Source organism: Arcicella sp. BE140 (assembly GCF_031456255.1).
GTDB classification, from domain to species: Bacteria; Bacteroidota; Bacteroidia; order Cytophagales; family Spirosomataceae; genus Arcicella; species Arcicella aquatica.
On record NZ_JAVDUE010000002.1, the window covers coordinates 397,840 to 415,764 of the forward strand.

Genomic DNA, 17,925 nt, shown 5'->3' on the forward strand with positions numbered 1-17,925 from the left:
AGTGAAAAAATAAAAGTTAACTATTTAGAAAGGTTAATAATACGCCGTTAGTCCAACCAAAGCCATCTTGGTTAGGATATTCTCCTCCGCCCGCTTCAATATTCGGTGTTTGCACGTTATATTTTTCGGTCATTTTACCCGTTTTCAAATATACATTTTCGTTGGTTTGTATCCACCGTGTTTTTACTTTATCAGCTAAAATATCAAACCCATAAGCCCTAAGCCCTTCATAAGTAATATACTGCAAAGGCGCCCACCCGTTAGGGGCATCCCATTGTTGCCCAGAATTGATTGTTGTCGTAATTAAACCACCATCTTTCAAGAAACTATCTTTTATTTTTTTGGCTACATTGGTTGCTTGAAATTTATTAGCAATCTCAAAAAACAAAGGAAAGCTAGATGCCAGTGAATAAGAGGCTGTATGCTTTTGCGTGACAAAATCATAATCAAAATAAAAGCCTTCTTCTACGCTATAACAATATTTCTTGATAGCTTTTTCACGCAATTTTGAAGCATTGTATAATTTATTAGCTGAAAATTTATCCTCTAATAAAAGAAAAGCACGGAATAAAGTTTTTTCAAGATTCAGTAACAAACAATTTAAATCTATAGGAACGATGTCTGTAGTATGAATGGTAGTCATATTTTTACCATCCTTAAACCAACGACTGCTAAAATCCCAGCCAGATTCGGCGGCGGCTCTGATATGACGATAAATTTCTGAAGGATTTCCCCCAGCCTTTTCTGCCAATTCTATGTCTTCCTTGTAGGCCTCTGGTCGGGGTGTATCGTTTTCATCCCAATAGCGATTCATGATAGTCCCGTTAGGCATTTTTACTACTCTCGCCGTAGCGACGCTTGCTTTATCTTTGACAAGTTTATTTTTACCTGCCATCCAGAAATCATACTCTTTTTCTAAAGCGGGCAAATATTTTAGTAATACTTCATCGCCCTTTTCTTGCCTTAGTAGTTCGACCATCAACGAGAAAAAAGGAGGTTGCGAACGCCCCAAGAAATAAGTACGGTTACCATTGGGGATATAGCCAAATTTGTTGATGAGGTAATTAAAGTTATCAATAATACCTTCTATTAAATCAATCTGTCTATTTTCTTGTAAGCCAAGCATGGTAAAGTAGCTATCCCAATAATAAATTTCTTGGAATCTGCCGCCAGGCACTACATACCTTGAAGGCAGAGGAATCAAAGAACCATCTTCTACGTGTAAATTTGGCTCACGTGTGAGAATAGGCCATAATGCTGATAAATGTTCAGCAATAGGAATTGAAGTATCACTTTTATAATCGTTGGCTGATACTGTATTAGCGATATAGTTGGAATGAATAAACTGCTTTAAATCAAAGTTAGACTTAGTTTTTTCTTCGAGATATTTCTCTAATATTTTTTCACAAGATTCCTTAGGTATATAATCATTAAAAGTCTTGGAATCAGGAAAAATATCACTCATCTGCACATCGACAAACAATTCATCGAAGGGATGATTTGATTTTGAAGTATTGTTTACGGACATCGTTATTCATTACTACAAAGCGAAAAGCAATCTTTTGCATTACGATATGCTTTCTAGCTTTAATTTTATGTGGATTGTTTATAAAAATAAAAATAATATGCAATCTATAAAAAATAATAATTAATGTCCTCCTGTATTCTTAAGTTCAACATTTTCATTATTTGATAACTTGTTGAAAACAATTAGACAAACAATTAAAATGGTAAGTGGAATTAATGAGAAATAAAAGGCACTTTCACCGCCGTAAGCTTCAAAGATATGTCCTGTTATCAATGACCCTGTAGTTCCACCCAGTGCAGAGAAAATCACAATCAGACCCGACATTATTCCATGCTGACGATTAGGAAGTGAGCTCAAAATTACTGAATTGATAGCTGGATAAATCGGTGCAATTACTAGGCCTATCATCGGAAAAATAAAAGCCACTATTGGTGCATTTCCCCAGCCTGTAATAACTTCCCCGCCTAAATTTTTGGCAAGCGGTAACGCGATAATTACTAAGGCTCCAGCCAATACTACGCAAGTCAATAATACATAAAGCCACTTGATTTTTCTAAGGGCAATTCCTGCTAAAAATCTCCCAATAGCCGTTGAAGCAGCCAAAATACTTGCCATTTGGATACTGAGGCTTGATGGTAAATGCAATACCTTACTATTAAAAGTAGGTAGCCAACTCATAATGCTTTGTTCTATGAGTACATAAATAAAAGCACTTGCTACAAAGACCAACACCACTGGAACTACTACCAAGCGAAGCATGTCGCCAAACCCACCCATTGTATTTTCATCCGTTTTTACTTTTACGCTTGATTCGTCCAAAGGTGAAGTTAGTAAAAGTAAAAAAGCAAAAACCGCCAAGCCTGCCAATAAATAATACACATTGACCCACGCGGGTGATTGTGGGTTTAAGTCATCAATAAAAGCACTAAAAATAAAACTCCCTGTCAGCACACCAATCATAAAGAATGATTCAATGAAATTCATCAAACTAATATGTTCATTTTTATCTTTGGTAATTAACCCGATGGTAGCATACACAGATACTTTTATCAAAGCAAACGATGTTCCAATTGAAGCAAATAAGAGCTTAGTCATCCAAAACTCGTTCAAAATAGGCATCATCAAACAGGTAAATGCTACAATTGCCAAGGCAATCAGCATAGCATTTTTATAACCAATTTTAACAATAAAGGAAGCTACTAAAAACGAAACGACCGCGATACTTAAATCTTTGAAGGCCTCTAAGATAGAAGCCGCTGATTCAGAAATGCCATAAGTGTTTTGAACCTGTAGAATGACAGCTCCTACACTGTTGAGTAAAATGGCAAATAGGAAATAATTAATAAAGATTGATACCTTAATTTTCCAGTTGTTCATAATTGGCGGATTGTGTAATAAGTAAAAAAGAAGCGAACAAAAGTCCGCTTCTTATGTTTGTTGGCTCAGTGATCAGAATAGTTATACAAATGGTTAATGCTTTATGCAAAATTCAGTAATTAAGTATAAATAAACTACTCTTTCATTATTATAAAATATTACTATATTAATATACATTGTTATTATTAAGTAGTTTTTTCAGTAAATTAGCAATAAAAATGAAAATATTTATAATTTGTATAAAAAATATTAAATGAAAGCCGAATTTGAAATAATTCAACCTGACGAAGGAAGCTCCTTTAGGGTATTGTATCACAAAGTACCTGCGGGGTCATCTGGAGATTTCAGGTGGAGTTATCATTATCATCCAGAATATGAAATTGTTTTGGTGTTTCAAGGAGAGGGTAGGAGACACGTTGGAAACCATTTAAGTTATTACACTGAAGGTGATTTAGTGATGATAGCCTCTGATTTACCCCATTCAGGTTTTGGGTATGGTGCCATCGGTGTGCATGAGGAAATCGTAATACAATTTAAAGAGAATTTTTTAGGAGACGGTTTTATTGAATCTCGAGAGATGGCTTCTATAAAATTACTTTTTGAACGTTCCAAACAAGGAATTTCTTTTTACGGCGAAACATACGATCAACTTAGTAAGAGCATTAAAAAATTGCTTGAACTTTCACCTTTTGAAAGGCTTGTAGAACTACTCAATATCCTACAAAACTTAGCGAAATCTACTGAGTATATATTGTTGAACGCTTCAGATATACGTTATAATTTCAGTTTGAAAGATCAAGAGAGACTTAATAAAATCTATAAATTTGTAGAAGATAATTATAGGCAAGAAATTGATATTCAAGAAGTTGCTAATTTGTCTAATCTTACTATCCCTGCTTTTTGTAATTACTTTAAAAAGAATGCTAACCAAACATTTACTGAATTTGTCAATGAATACAGAATCAATCAAGCCTGTAAAATGCTGTTGACAGGAGAGGATATTACAGATGTTTGTTTTCATTGTGGGTTTAATAATGTATCTTATTTTGGTAGAGTTTTTAGGGAATTTAAAGGGAAGAGTCCTTCTCAATTTCGTAGAGCTTTTATAGATAGTTTCAATCAGGTATAGTTGTCGCATAAGAGTACAGTATGCTAAGATGAGTATTTTGACTGTAATTTTGGGCTTTATCGTAAAGATTGAATTGAAGCCCCATAATAATGAAAGTAGCGCTGTTTATTCCTTGTTATATCGATCAGTTTTATCCAAATGTGGCAATTGCTACTTTGGAATTACTAGAGAAATTTGGTTGTGAAGTATATTATCCACTAAACCAAACTTGTTGTGGACAACCCATGGCAAATTCTGGCTTTGAACACCTTACAAAAGGGTGTGACAACAACTTTCTTGAAAACTTTAAAGGCTATGAATACATTGTTTCACCATCAGGGAGTTGCACACTCCATGTCAAAGACCATGTATTGGGTAAAGGTGATAAAAATGCTAAAATCTATGAACTAACAGAATTTTTAGTAGATGTATTGAAAGTAGAAAATCTGGAAGCGCACTTTCCCCATAAAGTAGGCTTACACCAAAGTTGTCATGGACAACGAGGTTTGAAGCTCGCTCAAATGTCAGAATTAGTAGCCCAGCCTTATTCAAAACCCGAAAAATTATTGAAAATGGTTTCAGGCTTATCTATCATTGAATTAGATAGAAAAGATGAATGCTGTGGCTTTGGTGGAACATTCTGTGTTGCGGAGGAAGCTGTTTCTGCAAAAATGGGTAAAGACAGAGTATCTGATCATTTGCGCCATGAAGCTGAGTTTATTACAGGGGCAGATGTGTCGTGTTTGATGCACATGGAAGGGATTTTAAGAAGAAAAGGCTCTAACGTGAAAGTAAAGCATATCGCTGAGATTTTAAATAGCAAATAGGTTAAGTGATGAGTTAATGAATTGTGAGTTAGTGAATTGAAGATTTAAGATAAAAGACTTTAGACACTAGATTGTTGGGGAGTGTCTTGCGTTCCTCATTAATCACTGACTGTAGTAGCAGACTACTTATATTCACTAACTCACAATTCACTCAATCACAACTAAACACGCATCTGCGAAATTTTTATTCGATGAATAATCCAATCAAAGATCACGCTACGGCGTCGATTGAATTCAATAAAGACGAAGACTACGTAAATTGGCATGACGAAACGCTTTGGTTTGTCCGTTCAAAACGTGACAAAGCCGTTTTTCAAATACCCGAATGGGAACAATTACGAGAAGCAGGTTCGCAAATCAAAAATCATGTATTATCAAATATGCATGATTTACTGGTGCAGTTTGAAGAAAAAGCAACAGCAAATGGTATCAAAGTTCACTGGGCATCAGATGGAAAAGAACATAACGAGATTGTACATGCTATCTTGAAAAAAGAAGGCATCACTCGTATGGTAAAGTCGAAGTCTATGCTCACGGAAGAGTGTCACTTAAATGATTTCTTGAAAGAAAAAGGCATAGAAGTAATTGATTCTGATTTGGGTGAGCGTATCGTTCAAATGAGAAATGAACCACCTTCGCACATTGTATTGCCTGCTATTCACCTCAAAAAGGCTGATGTTGGGGAAACTTTCCATATACATTTAGGTACAGAAAAAGGGGCTACCGACCCACAATATCTTACCGAGGCAGCTCGTCAGCATTTAAGAGATACTTTCTTGACAAGAAAGGTAGCATTAACGGGCGTAAACTTTGCCATTGCCGAAACGGGAGGTTTTGTAGTTTGCACAAATGAAGGCAACGCAGATATGGGTGCGCATTTGGCTGATGTACATATCGCTTCGATGGGTTTTGAAAAGATTATACCTCGTGCAGAACACCTAAGTGTTTTCTTAAGGTTATTGGCAAGAAGTGCTACGGGGCAACCGATTACTACTTTCTCTAGTCATTTTCATACACCACGAGGAGGACAAGAAATGCATATTATCTTGGTAGATAATGGCAGAACTACGCAATTGGGTCGTCCAGATTTTAGAAATTCTTTGAAATGTATCCGTTGTGCGGCTTGTATGAATACCTGTCCAGTGTATCGTCGTTCAGGGGGCTTTAGTTATCACTCGGCTGTGGCGGGTCCTATTGGTTCTATTCTAGCACCCAATTTGGATATGGAAAAGAATGCAGATTTACCTTTTGCTTCTACGCTTTGCGGTTCATGCTCAAATGTTTGTCCCGTTAAAATCGATATTCATGACCAGTTATATAAATGGCGCCAAGTATTGGTGCAGGGGGGACATGTTTCTAAAGTAAAAGCTGCGGGGATTAATTCAATGGCGATGGTGTTAAACTCACCTAAATTCTTTAGAACGGCTGGTAAACTTGGAAGATTCTTTATGAAAAATACTCCTTTCTTGGTGAATAATGGACTGAACCCTTGGTACAACCAAAGAGAAATGCCTGAGCCACCTAAAGAAAGCTTTAGAGACTGGTATATTCGTGAAAAGGGATTGTGAGATTTGAAGACTTTAGGACTTGAAGACGTTAGACTAAAGGACTTAAAGATTAAAGACATTAGATTTTAGACAAAAGATTTTTCCTACCCGTGTCTGTGTCCTCACAGACCACTATCGTCCAATGTCGTTCGCTGTGGTCTGTGAAGACACAGACCACGGGTATTAGAGAGCGTTCTTCAAGTCCTAAAGTCCTCTAGTCTAGCGTCTAAAATCTACCATCTAGTATCTACCATCCTAAAGTCCTCCAGTCCAAAAATCCAAAAAAATAAAAAAAGATGTCAAGCAGAGAAAAAATATTATCGCTTATCAAACAAAACCAGCCCGAATACAAGGAGTTGACTGTTCAATTTAAGTTTGAAACAGTTTATGAAAATAATTTCAATAAGTTTGCTGAAATTCTCAGTTTTGTAGGAGGGAAAGCCGTTGCTGTGAACTCTTATGAAGAAATAAAAGCAGATATTCAAGCACATTACCAAGGTGTAACAAATATTGCTTCTACAGTAGAGGAATTAGCTGAGTTAGCCGACTTTAGTTTGAATATTAGTGACCCCCACGAACTAGAAACCCTGAATTTAGCCATCATCAGAGGCGATTTTGGAGTAGCAGAAAATGGAGCTATTTGGGTTTCTGAAAAACAGATACCTCATAGAGTATTACCGATGATTACCCAGTACTTAGTGATGATTATCAAAGGTTCTGAAATCGTAACTAATATGCACCGAGCGTATGAACGCATAAAAGTAGATGAAACAGGCTTCGGAACCTTTATTTCAGGACCTTCTAAAACAGCCGATATTGAACAAAGTTTAGTAATTGGGGCACATGGAGCTAGAGGATTGACTGTTTATGTGCTTCCGTAGATAAGAAATTACATCAATATAAAGTATAAGGCAAAGGAAGAAATTCACTTGCCTTTTTTATTGTATAAAGAATTGATACCAATAATAAAGTTATGGTTATATTATGTGAAATTGTATCTGCTTTTAGTACCTTTAAAAATAAGTAAATGAGTTAATACACGACAATGATAAACGAAAAAGAAAATACAAAGATTAGTAAATTCCTAAGCTTAGTATTGCGCCATAAACCAGAAACTATTCAAATAAATCTTGATGAAAATGGTTGGACAAGTGTTGATAAATTAATTGAAAATGCGCATAAGTTTGGGTATGATTTTGATATAGAGGTACTTAAATTTATTGTTGATACAAATGCTAAAAAACGATTTGCTTTTAATGAGACCTTTGATAAAATAAGGGCTAATCAAGGGCATTCCGTTGAAGTTGAACTTGGTTATTCCCCTCAGACTCCTCCAGTAATTCTCTATCATGGGACAAGTGAAAAATCAATAGCATTAATTTTACAAACTGGGTTAAAAAAACAACGTCGCCACCACGTTCATTTAAGTAAAGATGTTGATACTGCGCTGATGGTAGGTAAGCGACATGGAAAACCGTTTGTGTTTGAAGTATTAGCAGAGCTTATGCATTCGGATGGCTTTGAGTTCTATTTATCTGACAATGGTGTCTGGCTTACTGATAATGTGCCAGTTAAATATTTGAGAGAATACAAGAATTAATAATTACAATACTGTTTTTATGGTTTGCATGTTTATAAACCTTAGATACTAATGAAACAGAGTATTATACAAATGGCTTTGGTTGTAAATGACTATGATGAAGCAATTGAATTTTATACAAAGAAATTGCAATTTAACCTTATAGAAGATACTCAATTGAGTGAAACCAAAAGATGGGTTTTAGTAAGTCCACAAAACTCAAATGGGTTTTGTTTGCTATTAGCAAAAGCTGCTAATGAAGAGCAAATGAAAGCAGTGGGTAATCAATCGGGAGGTAGAGTGTTCTTGTTTTTAAATACAGATGATTTCTGGAGAGATTATCAGTATATGAAAAGTGTAGGCGTTAAATTTGTTAGAGAACCTGTTGAAGAAGTTTATGGAACTGTAGCTGTCTTCAAAGATTTATATGGTAATCTATGGGACTTGATAGAGCAAAAAGGCAAGTGATATTTGTTTCACTTGCCTTTTTTATAAGCAATAAAGCAAACAGAAATACTTACTTCATCATTGCCAAATTATAAATCTCATACCAATCTTCATGGCTCAATTTAATTTCTGTAGCACTTACAGCATTACGGATTCTTTCCTCAGATAGTGAACCAATAATCGGCAAAGTACCTAGTTGTAAAAGCCAAGCCACAGCAGTTTGCTCAACATTAGCGTCATATTTTTCTCCGATTTCTGTCAATTTGGCTCTTATGATAGAAGATTTAGCATCAGTACCATCCAAAATCTTACCACCAGCCAATGGCGCCCAAGCCAAAGGTTTGCTGAAACGTTGTTTAATAAAATCTAATCTACCATCTTCAATCGCTGTGGTATTGATAAGGTTTAGCTCAATATGGTTCGTTACGATAGGCTTACGTAAATACGATTCTAATAATTGATGCTGAAATACGGTTAAGTTACTAACACCTACGTGTTTGATTTTACCGCTGTTTACCAACTCTCTTAATATCTGTGCTGTTTCCTCTGGATTACTAATCATGTCGATTTGATTCAACAAGAAAATATCGAGGTAGTCAGTTTTAAGTCTTTTTAAAGAGTTGTTTACACTTTCTAACAAATACTTTTCGCTGTTGTCAAAATAAGTATAACCCTTGTCAGACTTACGAACGCCACATTTGCTGAAAAGGACAATCTCTTCTCTTTTGATTGCTTTTTGCTGAATGAGTTTCCCAAAATATTCTTCGATGGTATAATTGCCATAAATATCTGCATGGTCAAAAGTATTGATACCTAATTCCAAGCATAAATTAACAATCCTCTCCATATTAGCAACAGTCTCAGAACCATTGTCTGTCCATCTCCAAAACCCATAGATTGCCTCAGAAACCTTTGGACCAGAATCACTCAAATAGACTTTATTCATAAAAATTAATTGGTTTTAATATAATCGAATACAAGATTGCTCAAAGATTGGAAAATTATATAAAACAGAAAACAAAAAGGCTGATAAATTCTGTATAGGAGTGATATTAAAGGCGATTATTGATGTAGAGAGAGACAAATAGGTAAATTATTACCTTAGAAAGATAAACTACCTCATCAGCATTTTGTTAACAAAGAAATTATCTTTGCTAACAAGATGCTTTAAATAATACATGGATAAATTAATTAAAACTCAACAAAAAGTGATCAAGTACCACACCCGCATCAATCATAAAAATCTTCAAAGTATGTTCTCCCGAACTTAATTCCTTTGTTTTTAATATTCTTTTAGCGGTATTCGTTAACACATTTTGTTTCCATTCTTCACTTCTGTCGTACGTCTGAAAATTAACAAATTGTACTTTTTGGTCATCAATCTGTATGCCTATTTTTTGTCCTATACCAAACTGGAGGGGATGCAAAGGCAATGCTACGACGGTTAAATTTAACGCTGATTTTTCATTTACATTGAATTGATACGTTAACGTAGGAAGCTCGCTGATATGGGTGCTATCAAGCGATGTACCTAATTGAAAAGGACAACTTGCGACTGATGAGCCTGAAAAACTAGGTTCAGCTATCTTTTTCCAAAATGCTTTTGCTCCTTGTTTTACTGAGATAAAGTCTCCAGCAGGAATCTTTATAGTATTTTGTGAGACAACAGCCTTCTTCTGTTCAACTTTTAATAACTTCTCTGGACTATTAAATACAGGCAAATTTCTGGGTGAAGCATCCATCATGAATTTCCATTTCCCGCCAGATAATTGGTTATTATAATAACTTGTCAACTCTTGAATGTCTTGATAACTTTTTATCGAAGCCTTTAGATTTTCATCTGCATTATCTCTTTGTTCAATAGGTTTTTCATAAAACTTATCCAAATACAGGAATTTTTGATTCATCTCACTAGCTGCCAAAATAGGATATTCAACTAACTGAAAATAAGCATCAACCAAAGATTTATCAATAGGGCGATTTTCAAGCGTTTCTTTTTCTAATTGTACATAATCCTTTAATCTTTGGTCTACTTCAGTAGCGCTAAAATCCGTTGGATGTGTTGCCCTTGTAGGCTCAGTTTGGCTCCAACCCATAAATTCAGGTTTACGAACAAAGGCCAATTGATAATATTGCCACAGTAAATCAGCAGGTTTAGTACTTTTTAGCAATGAATAAGTCCAGCTACACAAATGTTCTTTAATACTTTTTTCTTGCTGAAAAGGCTTCATATTATAAGCCATATCTAAGAATAGTTGTGTACCATACTCGTTGGATTTAATATCTCCGACATTCACTATCCATATCTTTCTAGCGTCCATTTCATAAGCTTTATTCATTTCAAAATGAATCAAAGCAGGGTGAGTAGTGCCTAGCCAAAGATAATCGTGTGGTCTGCCCCAATATGAAATATGATAATAAACTCCTGAGCCTCCTTTGCGTTTTCTTTCGGTTTCGTTGCTTAAATTTTTAATATATCCATAGTTATCATCAGGCCACATTAGCGTAATATCGTCGGGTACTTTCATGCCATTTTCATAAAGATGCAATACCTCTTTGTAGAGTGTCATCGTTTGGGGAATGTCCTCCAATGGCTTGTTGAGGTTTTTCTTTAGCAAATCTCTTTGGATCCCTATAATTTCCTCGGTTGTTTCTACAGCTTTGTTAATATCTTTCACCCCTTCCATACCGCTGTCATGCTTGCCACGCATCCCTAGGGTATAAAAATTTTCATAATCTTTTATTTCCTGAATCCTACTTTCCCAATAGTTAATAATTTTATCCTTGTTGGTGAAATAATTATAGTCGCCCATGGTTTTATCTATCCATTCATCTACATTGTTTCGCATCATTGGTTCTGCATGAGAAGTCCCCATAACGATTCCATACTTTTTAGCTATTTCTTTGTTTTCAGCGAAATGATAGAAGGCTTTTGTAGAAGGATGCATCGCTGGCCAAATGATATTGGCTTTTAGCCTGAGTAATAATTCAAAAACCTTGGCATAAGTAGCAGGGCCTATATCTTTTGTTTGGGTGTCAAATGTTTTGGCAGCCCAAGGTTGTAAGCCCCAGTCTTCATCATTGATGAAAATTCCACGGTATTTTACCGAAGGTTCTGCACTGATAGTGTCTTTGATAATAACTTTTTTACTCGCTAATTTAGCAATCGGTACATCTGCCCAAAAATACCAAGGATTTACGCCCCATTTCTTAGAAAGCTCGAATACACCATAAGCCAATCCTCGGGCATTGCTACCTGTAATTATCAGCGTTTGTTTTTTCGCTTTACTTTGGTTGCTATAACTAAATACCTCCCATTGACCTGCTATTTTTCTATCATTCTGTGCTAGTGAATTTTTCAATTCAACAGGAGCTTTGTCGCCAACGATTCTTAGGATAATCTGAGTATTATGCTGATTATCGTTTTTAGGATTAAGATTTACTTTTACCCCAAAAACCTGTTCAATGTCTTGTTTAAATAACTGAGCAGTAGTATTTACTAAAGGGTTTTGCGAAGAATAGACAATATTGATGGTTTGTGTAAACTCAAATGATGAATTGTTTTTCTGAGAAAAGCCACTGAAAACGGAAAATAGTAGGAGAATAGAAGACAGTCTCAATTTCATATAAATAACATTTAAGGATTGATGTGATGCTTTGTAAAGCTAAATCTCTGGACAATCTACTGAATTAGTCGGTCAGTAACAGGTTTAAAAGATAATCATTGATAGCTAGGTCTACCTCATTTTGGATACAACTTCAAGGGATTTGGCTACTTTTTTGAATGAGTGTTTATAGACCTTTGTCGTGTTAAAGCTAAACACTCATTTAAAAAATTAAATCATGGACAGTTTAAATAAAATTGCATTAGGGAATCAAGGATTAATAGTGCCAAAAATTGGCTTAGGTTGTATGGGTATGACCCAAATAGCTGGAGCAGATATTTATGGAAAAGCTGATGAGGCTGAATCAATTGCTACTATTCATCGTTCATTAGAATTAGGAGGGAACTTCCTAGACACGGCCGATTTGTATGGCCCATTGCAAAACGAAAGGCTGATTTCAAAGGCTATCAAAGGCAATAGAGATAAATACATTATTGCTACAAAATTTGGGTTTGAAATTGACGACAATGAACAACTGACTTGGCAAATCAATGGTAAGCCTGAATACGTTAAAAAAGCCGTTGAGCGTTCGTTGAAAAACCTTGGAACAGATTATATCGACTTATATTATCTTCATAGACTAGACCCTAATACACCTATCGAAGATACTGTTGGGGCAATGGCTGAGTTGGTAAAAGAAGGCAAAGTAGGTTATATCGGACTTTCGGAAGTGTCTTCTGAAACCATCAAGAAAGCACATAGTGTACATCCATTAACTGCCATACAAACAGAGTATTCTTTATTTGAAAGGACTGTTGAAGAAGCAGGAATTTTAAGAACATTAGAGGAATTAAATATTGGCTTTGTAGCCTATTCTCCTTTAGGCAGAGGATTCCTTTCAGGAGATGTTAAAAGTCCAGATGATTTTCCTGCGGATGATTTTAGAAGAAGTATCCCTCGTTTTCAAGGTGAAAACTTCTATAAAAACCTTGAATTGGTGAGTGAAATCAAAAAGATTGCCGACGAAAAAGGTATTAGTCCATCTCAATTAGCAATTACTTGGATTATCTCTAAAGGACATTTACCAATCCCTGGAACAAAACGAGTGAAATATGTTGAGCAAAATATCGAGACAGTCAATATTCAGTTGAGCAAAGATGAATTAGACAGACTAGAGAGTATCGTTCCATTAGGTACATCAACTGGTGACCGTTACGATGCTTGGGGAATGTCGATGGTTGGATAGTAAGTATCAAATTTTAGGGAAAGTCTAGGCTTTTTAATGGCTTTCCCCATTTTATCTTTTTTGAAACAATTATGAAAATGAAGAAAGAAACCAATCAGCCATATATCATCAATTCAATTTCTGAATTGCACCGCTTATTAGGTTTACCTAAGCCCGAACATCCTTTGGTGAGCGTAATTAGCATGAACAGTATTAATTGTCATTTTGATGATAATATGAAGAGTGTTATCTATAACTTTTATTCTATTTGTATCAAAAAGGACTTTACAGGCAAGCTAAAGTATGGGCAAAACTATTATGATTTTGATGAAGGCTTAATGACGTTCTTTTCTCCGGGGCAAGTCATCTCAACGGTCGTAACGGAAGATATTGCTCTAAAAGGCTGGTGGTTGGTTATCCATCCTGATTTTATCCGTAATTATTCCTTACAAAAGACGATTAAAGAGTATGGCTTTTTTTCTTATGCTGTCAACGAGGCACTTCATCTCTCTGAAAAAGAGGAGGCTATGCTTGATACTATCATTAAAAATATTGAACTGGAATACGGTTCAGTAATTGATAAGTTTAGTCAGGATGTCATTGTTTCTCATATCGAACTATTGCTAAATTATTGCAATAGATATTATAATAGACAGTTTATTACTCGTAAAACGGCCAATGACGAACTTTTAATAAAACTAGATGAGTTGCTGGCAAGTTATTTTGATTCAGGTAAAAATCAACAATTAGGCTTACCAACGGTTCAATACCTTTCAGCACAATTGAATGTATCTGCCAACTATTTAAGCGATATGCTTAGGAGTTTAACAGGGCAGAGTACCCAACATCATATCCATACTAAATTGATTGAAAAAGCAAAAGAGATATTGACAACAACCTCTTTATCTGTCAGCGAAATAGCCTATCAATTAGGGTTCGAGCATCCACAATCGTTTAGTAAACTATTTAAAAACAAAACTAATGTTTCTCCACTAGAGTTTAGGCATTCATTTAATTGAGGGTTTGGTTAGTTTTCCGAAATTCTGTAGGACTTTTACTTTTATATTTTTTGAAAATCCTGTTCAAATGGCTTTCGTCAGTAAAGCCAAATTCATAGGCTATTTCATTGATTCGCATATCGGTAAAGCGAAGTCGGGTTTCAATTAATTTAATTTTATAATCGGTAATATATTGTTGAAGATTAACGCCAACGTGTTTCTTGAAATATTCGCTGATATAAGTAAGCGAAATATTGAAGTGTTCTGCCATTTTTTCTGCTCTTAACTCATCAGGAGAATAAATATGCTGATGGATATAATTTACTAAAGCGATAGTTCCTTCTTGATTCGTATTTTTTAATATTACTTTATCCATCAAAGTAATATTTCTTGCTGCTATTGTTATAATGGTATTAACCAGTTGAGCTACCACTTCGTTTTGTTGAGGAAATTGGTTTGTACGTTCGTTCATTAAGGCTTCTACCAACGCACGAATCAGAGGCTTGTCTATTACATTTTTTAGAATACAACCTGGCAAATGATTGTGGTTATGAAAAATGTATTCTACTTTATGAATCCACTCTTTACGCTGGCTTTTCAGATAGCTATCATTAAAACGAATAAAGAAAAACTTTGTGGGGCTATGTACTTCGAAGCCATGTTTATCTTCAGGAAAAATCAGAAATAGCTTATTGTTACTATAGGGCAATTTGTGGTTATTAATCGTTTGTATCCCTTCACCTTCTAGGATAAATACCATTTCAAAAAAGCTATTCTTGTGTTCTTTAGCCACATATTCTTGTGTTTCCAAGAAATCAATTTCAAAAGGATGATATAAATGCTTTCTTTCCATGCCTGTAAATGTACAAACAAAACCAATGATTGTACAGCTTGAAAATAGAGAAGTTTTAGAGTTTTGTATCATTAAAATAACATAAAAAATGAATACAATAACTTTTCTTTTATTGAGGCTTGCCATCGGAGCAAGTATGTTTGGGCATGGGCTAGTACGTTTACCAAAATTAGCGGTCTTTAGTGGCTGGATGGTAAAAAGCTTCGAAAATGCCATACTCCCAAAACCTATGATAGTACCCTTTAGCTATGCTTTGCCTGTAGCCGAGTTTGTCATTGGTACTTTATTGCTTTTGGGTTTATTTACCAAAACCGCTTTGATAGCGGGAGGGGTATTAATGACCATGCTTATTTTAGGTACTTGTTTAATCGAGAATTGGGAAGCCGTTCCTAGTCAGTTAATTCATGCAGCTTTCTTTGCTGTTTTGTTACAGTTTGTAATAAATAGTAATGAGTATGCATTAGACACCATTCTTTTTAAAAATAATTAGCAATGAATCAAAGACGCAATTTTATCAAGCAAGGAAGTTTGCTAGGTTTAGCAGGGATGCTTCAAAGTAATGCAGGGTTAGCTTCTAATCAAGAATACAATAGTCAGGTTAAAGCCAATGGAAAAACAAAATGGGCAGATGGTTCTAGGTTAGTAGTCTCTGTCTCAATGCAGTTTGAGGCAGGTGGTCAGCCAGAAAATGCTGAAAGTCCGTTTCCACAAAATCTACAAAAAGGATATAGAGATTTACCTGCCAATACGTGGTATCAATATGGGTATAAAGAGGGCATTCCTAGGATGTTGGATAATTGGGATAAGTTAGGCATTAAAGTAAGTTCGCATATGGTAGGTGCGGCTGTAGTCAACAATCCACATTTAGCAAAGGAAATTGTAGAACGTGGCCATGAAGCAGCAGCACATGGAATGAATTGGGCTTCGCAATATAATATGACTTATGGGGAAGAGAAGAAGTTTATTAAAGATGGGGTAGATGCTATTAAAAAAGTGACAGGTTTTAATCCTGTTGGATATAATGCCAATTGGTTGAGAAGAGGAGAAAATACATTGAATATTCTGCAAGAGCTTGGGTTTAAATACCATATTGATGACTTGAGCAGAGACGAACCTTTTGTGATTCAAGTAAACCATAAAGATTTTGTAGTAGTACCCTATACTTTACGTAATAATGATATTTTGCTGATAGAAGGGAAGAGTTTTTCGGTGGATCAGTTTATGAACCAAGTAAAGTTTGAGTTTGATCAATTGTACGAGGAAGCTGAATTCAAAAGGCGACAAATGTCAATTAGTTTTCATGACCGAATCGGAGGGACACCTCAAATGGTAAAAGCCACTAATGAATTGATTCGCTATATGCAAAAGCATAATGGGGTTTCTTTTAAACGAAAAGATGAAATTGCCCACATGGCATTATCAGATAAAACAATTATCAGAGAATAGCAACGTCCTGTTAATGTATTGTATTAGAGTGCTTCTACATAAAAACCCCCATTTGCAAAATTTAAGTTAGCAAATGGGGGTTTGATATTTAAACACTGAAAGCTTATTTCGAAGTAAGTACTGCTCCGTAATACTCGCGGTTCATACGAGCGATGTTTTCTAGTGAAATACCTTTTGGACATTCAGCTTCGCAAGCACCTGTGTTAGTACAAGCACCAAAGCCTTCGACATCCATTTGAGCCACCATGTTTTCAGCACGAATAGCACGTTCAGCTTGTCCTTGTGGAAGTAAAGCCAACTGTGAAATTTTTGCTGATGTAAACAACATTGCCGAAGCATTTTTACAAGCAGCTACACAAGCACCACAACCGATACAAGCTGCTGCTGCGAAAGCTTCGTCTGCATCTGGTTTAGCAATTGGTAACGAGTTTGCATCTTGTGCATTACCAGTGTTTACCGAGATATATCCACCTGCAGAAATGATGCGGTCGAAAGCTGAACGGTTTACAGCTAAATCTTTTACGATTGGGAATGCCTTAGCTCTCCAAGGTTCAACGGTGATAGTATCACCATCTTTGAAGCTTCTCATGTGAAGCTGACAAGTTGTAACCCCTTTGTTTGGCCCGTGTGGTTGACCATTGATGTACATTGAACACATACCACAGATACCTTCACGGCAGTCGTGGTCGAAAGCTACTGGAGATTCGCCTTCGGTGATAAGACGTTCGTTTAATACATCGAACATCTCTAAGAATGACATATCTTCAGAGATGCCTTTCACATCATATTGCTGAAAATTGCCTTCACTATTTGCATTTTTCTGACGCCAAACTTTTAGCGTCAAATTCATATTTCCTTCCATTTCTGAATCAATTTGAAGATTTGAAAATTTGAAGATTTGAAAATGGATAAAAATAATGTTTAGATGAAAAATTATTTTTTATCCATTTTTGAGCTACTAATTATTCTTGATAGTATTCGAATAATCTGAGTTAATTCTTCAATGATAATTTGTTCTGGTTGCGGGTAGGATTCTGATAACTCACAAAGTTTTAGCCAATATGTTACTTCGTCGGCTTCTTTCGCAGCAATTTTTATCTTATGAATAAAGTCTGCTTTACTTTCTGAATTCTGAGCTTCCCAAACATTTGCTCCAATAGATGTTCCTGCTCTCAATAATTGTTTGGCAATAACAAATTTTCTATTGGTTTCTAATATCTCACTGAATTTGATGATTTGTATTGAAAATAAAAGTGTTTTGCTTACAATAAGATTTTCTTTGTCGTTTCGCATAAAGTATAGGTTTTTAATCTTAGGTGTTTTATGATATACTAAAATAAAACATCTCTTTCAAATTGTTAGCCTTATACTTCTAAAACTTTCAT

Annotated in this window: 17 protein-coding genes; 10 read left to right on the forward strand and 7 right to left on the reverse strand. The window is 35.4% G+C overall.

Annotated features, from left to right (window positions below; translation table 11 throughout):
- Positions 1-16: 16 nt before the first annotated feature.
- Positions 17-1,528 (reverse strand): alpha,alpha-trehalase TreF, encoded by a 1,512-nt coding sequence (gene treF / locus J2Y60_RS05000; RefSeq protein ID WP_309914173.1) that lies wholly within the window; start codon positions 1,526-1,528, stop codon positions 17-19.
- 120 nt (positions 1,529-1,648) lie between these two features.
- Positions 1,649-2,905 (reverse strand): MFS transporter, encoded by a 1,257-nt coding sequence (locus J2Y60_RS05005; protein WP_309914176.1) that lies wholly within the window; start codon positions 2,903-2,905, stop codon positions 1,649-1,651.
- Between the two features lie 253 nt (positions 2,906-3,158).
- On the opposite strand from J2Y60_RS05005, the gene J2Y60_RS05010 reads away from it, so the two are divergent.
- The 6 genes from J2Y60_RS05010 to J2Y60_RS05035 all read left to right on the forward strand — a co-directional run bounded on the left by J2Y60_RS05010 (position 3,159) and on the right by J2Y60_RS05035 (position 8,434).
- A complete protein-coding gene (locus tag J2Y60_RS05010) occupies positions 3,159-4,034 on the forward strand; it encodes an AraC family transcriptional regulator (RefSeq protein ID WP_309914179.1) in 876 nt (291 codons plus the stop codon).
- An 89-nt stretch (positions 4,035-4,123) separates the two neighbouring features.
- Positions 4,124-4,840 carry a (Fe-S)-binding protein gene (locus J2Y60_RS05015; protein ID WP_309914182.1) on the forward strand — a complete coding sequence of 239 codons (717 nt, stop codon included), beginning with the start codon at positions 4,124-4,126 and terminating at the stop codon, positions 4,838-4,840.
- A 191-nt stretch (positions 4,841-5,031) separates the two neighbouring features.
- Entirely contained in the window at positions 5,032-6,408 is a 1,377-nt protein-coding gene (locus J2Y60_RS05020; RefSeq protein ID WP_309914184.1) for a lactate utilization protein B, read from the forward strand.
- A gap of 275 nt (positions 6,409-6,683) precedes the next feature.
- The gene (locus J2Y60_RS05025; RefSeq protein ID WP_309914187.1) at positions 6,684-7,268 is read left to right on the forward strand and encodes an LUD domain-containing protein; all 585 of its coding nucleotides are present in this window, start codon (positions 6,684-6,686) and stop codon (positions 7,266-7,268) included.
- Positions 7,269-7,432: 164 nt separating this feature from the next.
- Positions 7,433-7,987, forward strand: a complete 555-nt coding sequence (locus tag J2Y60_RS05030) for an RNA 2'-phosphotransferase (protein WP_309914189.1) — start codon at positions 7,433-7,435, stop codon at positions 7,985-7,987.
- 51 nt (positions 7,988-8,038) lie between these two features.
- On the forward strand, positions 8,039-8,434 hold the full coding sequence (locus J2Y60_RS05035; protein WP_309914192.1) for a VOC family protein: 396 nt from the start codon (positions 8,039-8,041) through the stop codon (positions 8,432-8,434).
- Positions 8,435-8,483: 49 nt separating this feature from the next.
- Here J2Y60_RS05035 and J2Y60_RS05040 read toward each other — a convergent pair whose 3' ends face one another.
- Both J2Y60_RS05040 and J2Y60_RS05045 read right to left on the reverse strand, forming a co-directional pair.
- A complete protein-coding gene (locus tag J2Y60_RS05040; RefSeq protein ID WP_309914194.1) occupies positions 8,484-9,359 on the reverse strand; it encodes an aldo/keto reductase in 876 nt (291 codons plus the stop codon).
- 241 nt (positions 9,360-9,600) lie between these two features.
- Complete coding sequence (locus J2Y60_RS05045) at positions 9,601-12,039, reverse strand: glycosyl hydrolase 115 family protein (RefSeq protein ID WP_309914197.1); 2,439 nt, start codon at positions 12,037-12,039, stop codon at positions 9,601-9,603.
- A 217-nt stretch (positions 12,040-12,256) separates the two neighbouring features.
- On the opposite strand from J2Y60_RS05045, the gene J2Y60_RS05050 reads away from it, so the two are divergent.
- Both J2Y60_RS05050 and J2Y60_RS05055 read left to right on the forward strand, forming a co-directional pair.
- On the forward strand, positions 12,257-13,264 hold the full coding sequence (locus tag J2Y60_RS05050; RefSeq protein ID WP_309914199.1) for an aldo/keto reductase: 1,008 nt from the start codon (positions 12,257-12,259) through the stop codon (positions 13,262-13,264).
- A 77-nt stretch (positions 13,265-13,341) separates the two neighbouring features.
- Entirely contained in the window at positions 13,342-14,262 is a 921-nt protein-coding gene (locus J2Y60_RS05055) for a helix-turn-helix transcriptional regulator (protein ID WP_309914202.1), read from the forward strand.
- On the opposite strand, the gene J2Y60_RS05060 is transcribed toward J2Y60_RS05055, so the two are convergent.
- Positions 14,255-15,166: an AraC family transcriptional regulator gene (locus tag J2Y60_RS05060; protein WP_309914204.1), complete on the reverse strand. Its 912-nt coding sequence runs from the start codon at positions 15,164-15,166 to the stop codon at positions 14,255-14,257. The genes J2Y60_RS05055 and J2Y60_RS05060 overlap by 8 nt on opposite strands.
- Positions 15,167-15,182: 16 nt before the next feature.
- On the opposite strand from J2Y60_RS05060, the gene J2Y60_RS05065 reads away from it, so the two are divergent.
- Positions 15,183-15,584 carry a DoxX family membrane protein gene (locus J2Y60_RS05065; protein WP_309914206.1) on the forward strand — a complete coding sequence of 134 codons (402 nt, stop codon included), beginning with the start codon at positions 15,183-15,185 and terminating at the stop codon, positions 15,582-15,584.
- Between the two features lie 2 nt (positions 15,585-15,586).
- Positions 15,587-16,540, forward strand: a complete 954-nt coding sequence (locus J2Y60_RS05070) for a polysaccharide deacetylase family protein (protein ID WP_309914210.1) — start codon at positions 15,587-15,589, stop codon at positions 16,538-16,540.
- A gap of 103 nt (positions 16,541-16,643) precedes the next feature.
- Here the strand turns inward: J2Y60_RS05070 and J2Y60_RS05075 are convergent, their stop codons facing one another.
- Together J2Y60_RS05075 and J2Y60_RS05080 are read right to left on the reverse strand one after the other, a co-directional pair.
- The gene (locus tag J2Y60_RS05075) at positions 16,644-17,390 is read right to left on the reverse strand and encodes a succinate dehydrogenase/fumarate reductase iron-sulfur subunit (RefSeq protein WP_309914681.1); all 747 of its coding nucleotides are present in this window, start codon (positions 17,388-17,390) and stop codon (positions 16,644-16,646) included.
- A gap of 83 nt (positions 17,391-17,473) precedes the next feature.
- Positions 17,474-17,833 carry a four helix bundle protein gene (locus J2Y60_RS05080; RefSeq protein ID WP_309914213.1) on the reverse strand — a complete coding sequence of 120 codons (360 nt, stop codon included), beginning with the start codon at positions 17,831-17,833 and terminating at the stop codon, positions 17,474-17,476.
- Between the last annotated feature and the right edge of the window lie 92 nt (positions 17,834-17,925).

Coding starts and splice junctions, on each gene's coding strand:
- treF (WP_309914173.1), bottom strand. CDS start 1,528: ATGTCCGTAAACAATACTTCAAAATCAAATCATCCCTTCGATGAATTG.
- J2Y60_RS05005 (WP_309914176.1), bottom strand. CDS start 2,905: ATGAACAACTGGAAAATTAAGGTATCAATCTTTATTAATTATTTCCTA.
- J2Y60_RS05010 (WP_309914179.1), top strand. CDS start 3,159: ATGAAAGCCGAATTTGAAATAATTCAACCTGACGAAGGAAGCTCCTTT.
- J2Y60_RS05015 (WP_309914182.1), top strand. CDS start 4,124: ATGAAAGTAGCGCTGTTTATTCCTTGTTATATCGATCAGTTTTATCCA.
- J2Y60_RS05020 (WP_309914184.1), top strand. CDS start 5,032: ATGAATAATCCAATCAAAGATCACGCTACGGCGTCGATTGAATTCAAT.
- J2Y60_RS05025 (WP_309914187.1), top strand. CDS start 6,684: ATGTCAAGCAGAGAAAAAATATTATCGCTTATCAAACAAAACCAGCCC.
- J2Y60_RS05030 (WP_309914189.1), top strand. CDS start 7,433: ATGATAAACGAAAAAGAAAATACAAAGATTAGTAAATTCCTAAGCTTA.
- J2Y60_RS05035 (WP_309914192.1), top strand. CDS start 8,039: ATGAAACAGAGTATTATACAAATGGCTTTGGTTGTAAATGACTATGAT.
- J2Y60_RS05040 (WP_309914194.1), bottom strand. CDS start 9,359: ATGAATAAAGTCTATTTGAGTGATTCTGGTCCAAAGGTTTCTGAGGCA.
- J2Y60_RS05045 (WP_309914197.1), bottom strand. CDS start 12,039: ATGAAATTGAGACTGTCTTCTATTCTCCTACTATTTTCCGTTTTCAGT.
- J2Y60_RS05050 (WP_309914199.1), top strand. CDS start 12,257: ATGGACAGTTTAAATAAAATTGCATTAGGGAATCAAGGATTAATAGTG.
- J2Y60_RS05055 (WP_309914202.1), top strand. CDS start 13,342: ATGAAGAAAGAAACCAATCAGCCATATATCATCAATTCAATTTCTGAA.
- J2Y60_RS05060 (WP_309914204.1), bottom strand. CDS start 15,166: ATGATACAAAACTCTAAAACTTCTCTATTTTCAAGCTGTACAATCATT.
- J2Y60_RS05065 (WP_309914206.1), top strand. CDS start 15,183: ATGAATACAATAACTTTTCTTTTATTGAGGCTTGCCATCGGAGCAAGT.
- J2Y60_RS05070 (WP_309914210.1), top strand. CDS start 15,587: ATGAATCAAAGACGCAATTTTATCAAGCAAGGAAGTTTGCTAGGTTTA.
- J2Y60_RS05075 (WP_309914681.1), bottom strand. CDS start 17,390: ATGAATTTGACGCTAAAAGTTTGGCGTCAGAAAAATGCAAATAGTGAA.
- J2Y60_RS05080 (WP_309914213.1), bottom strand. CDS start 17,833: ATGCGAAACGACAAAGAAAATCTTATTGTAAGCAAAACACTTTTATTT.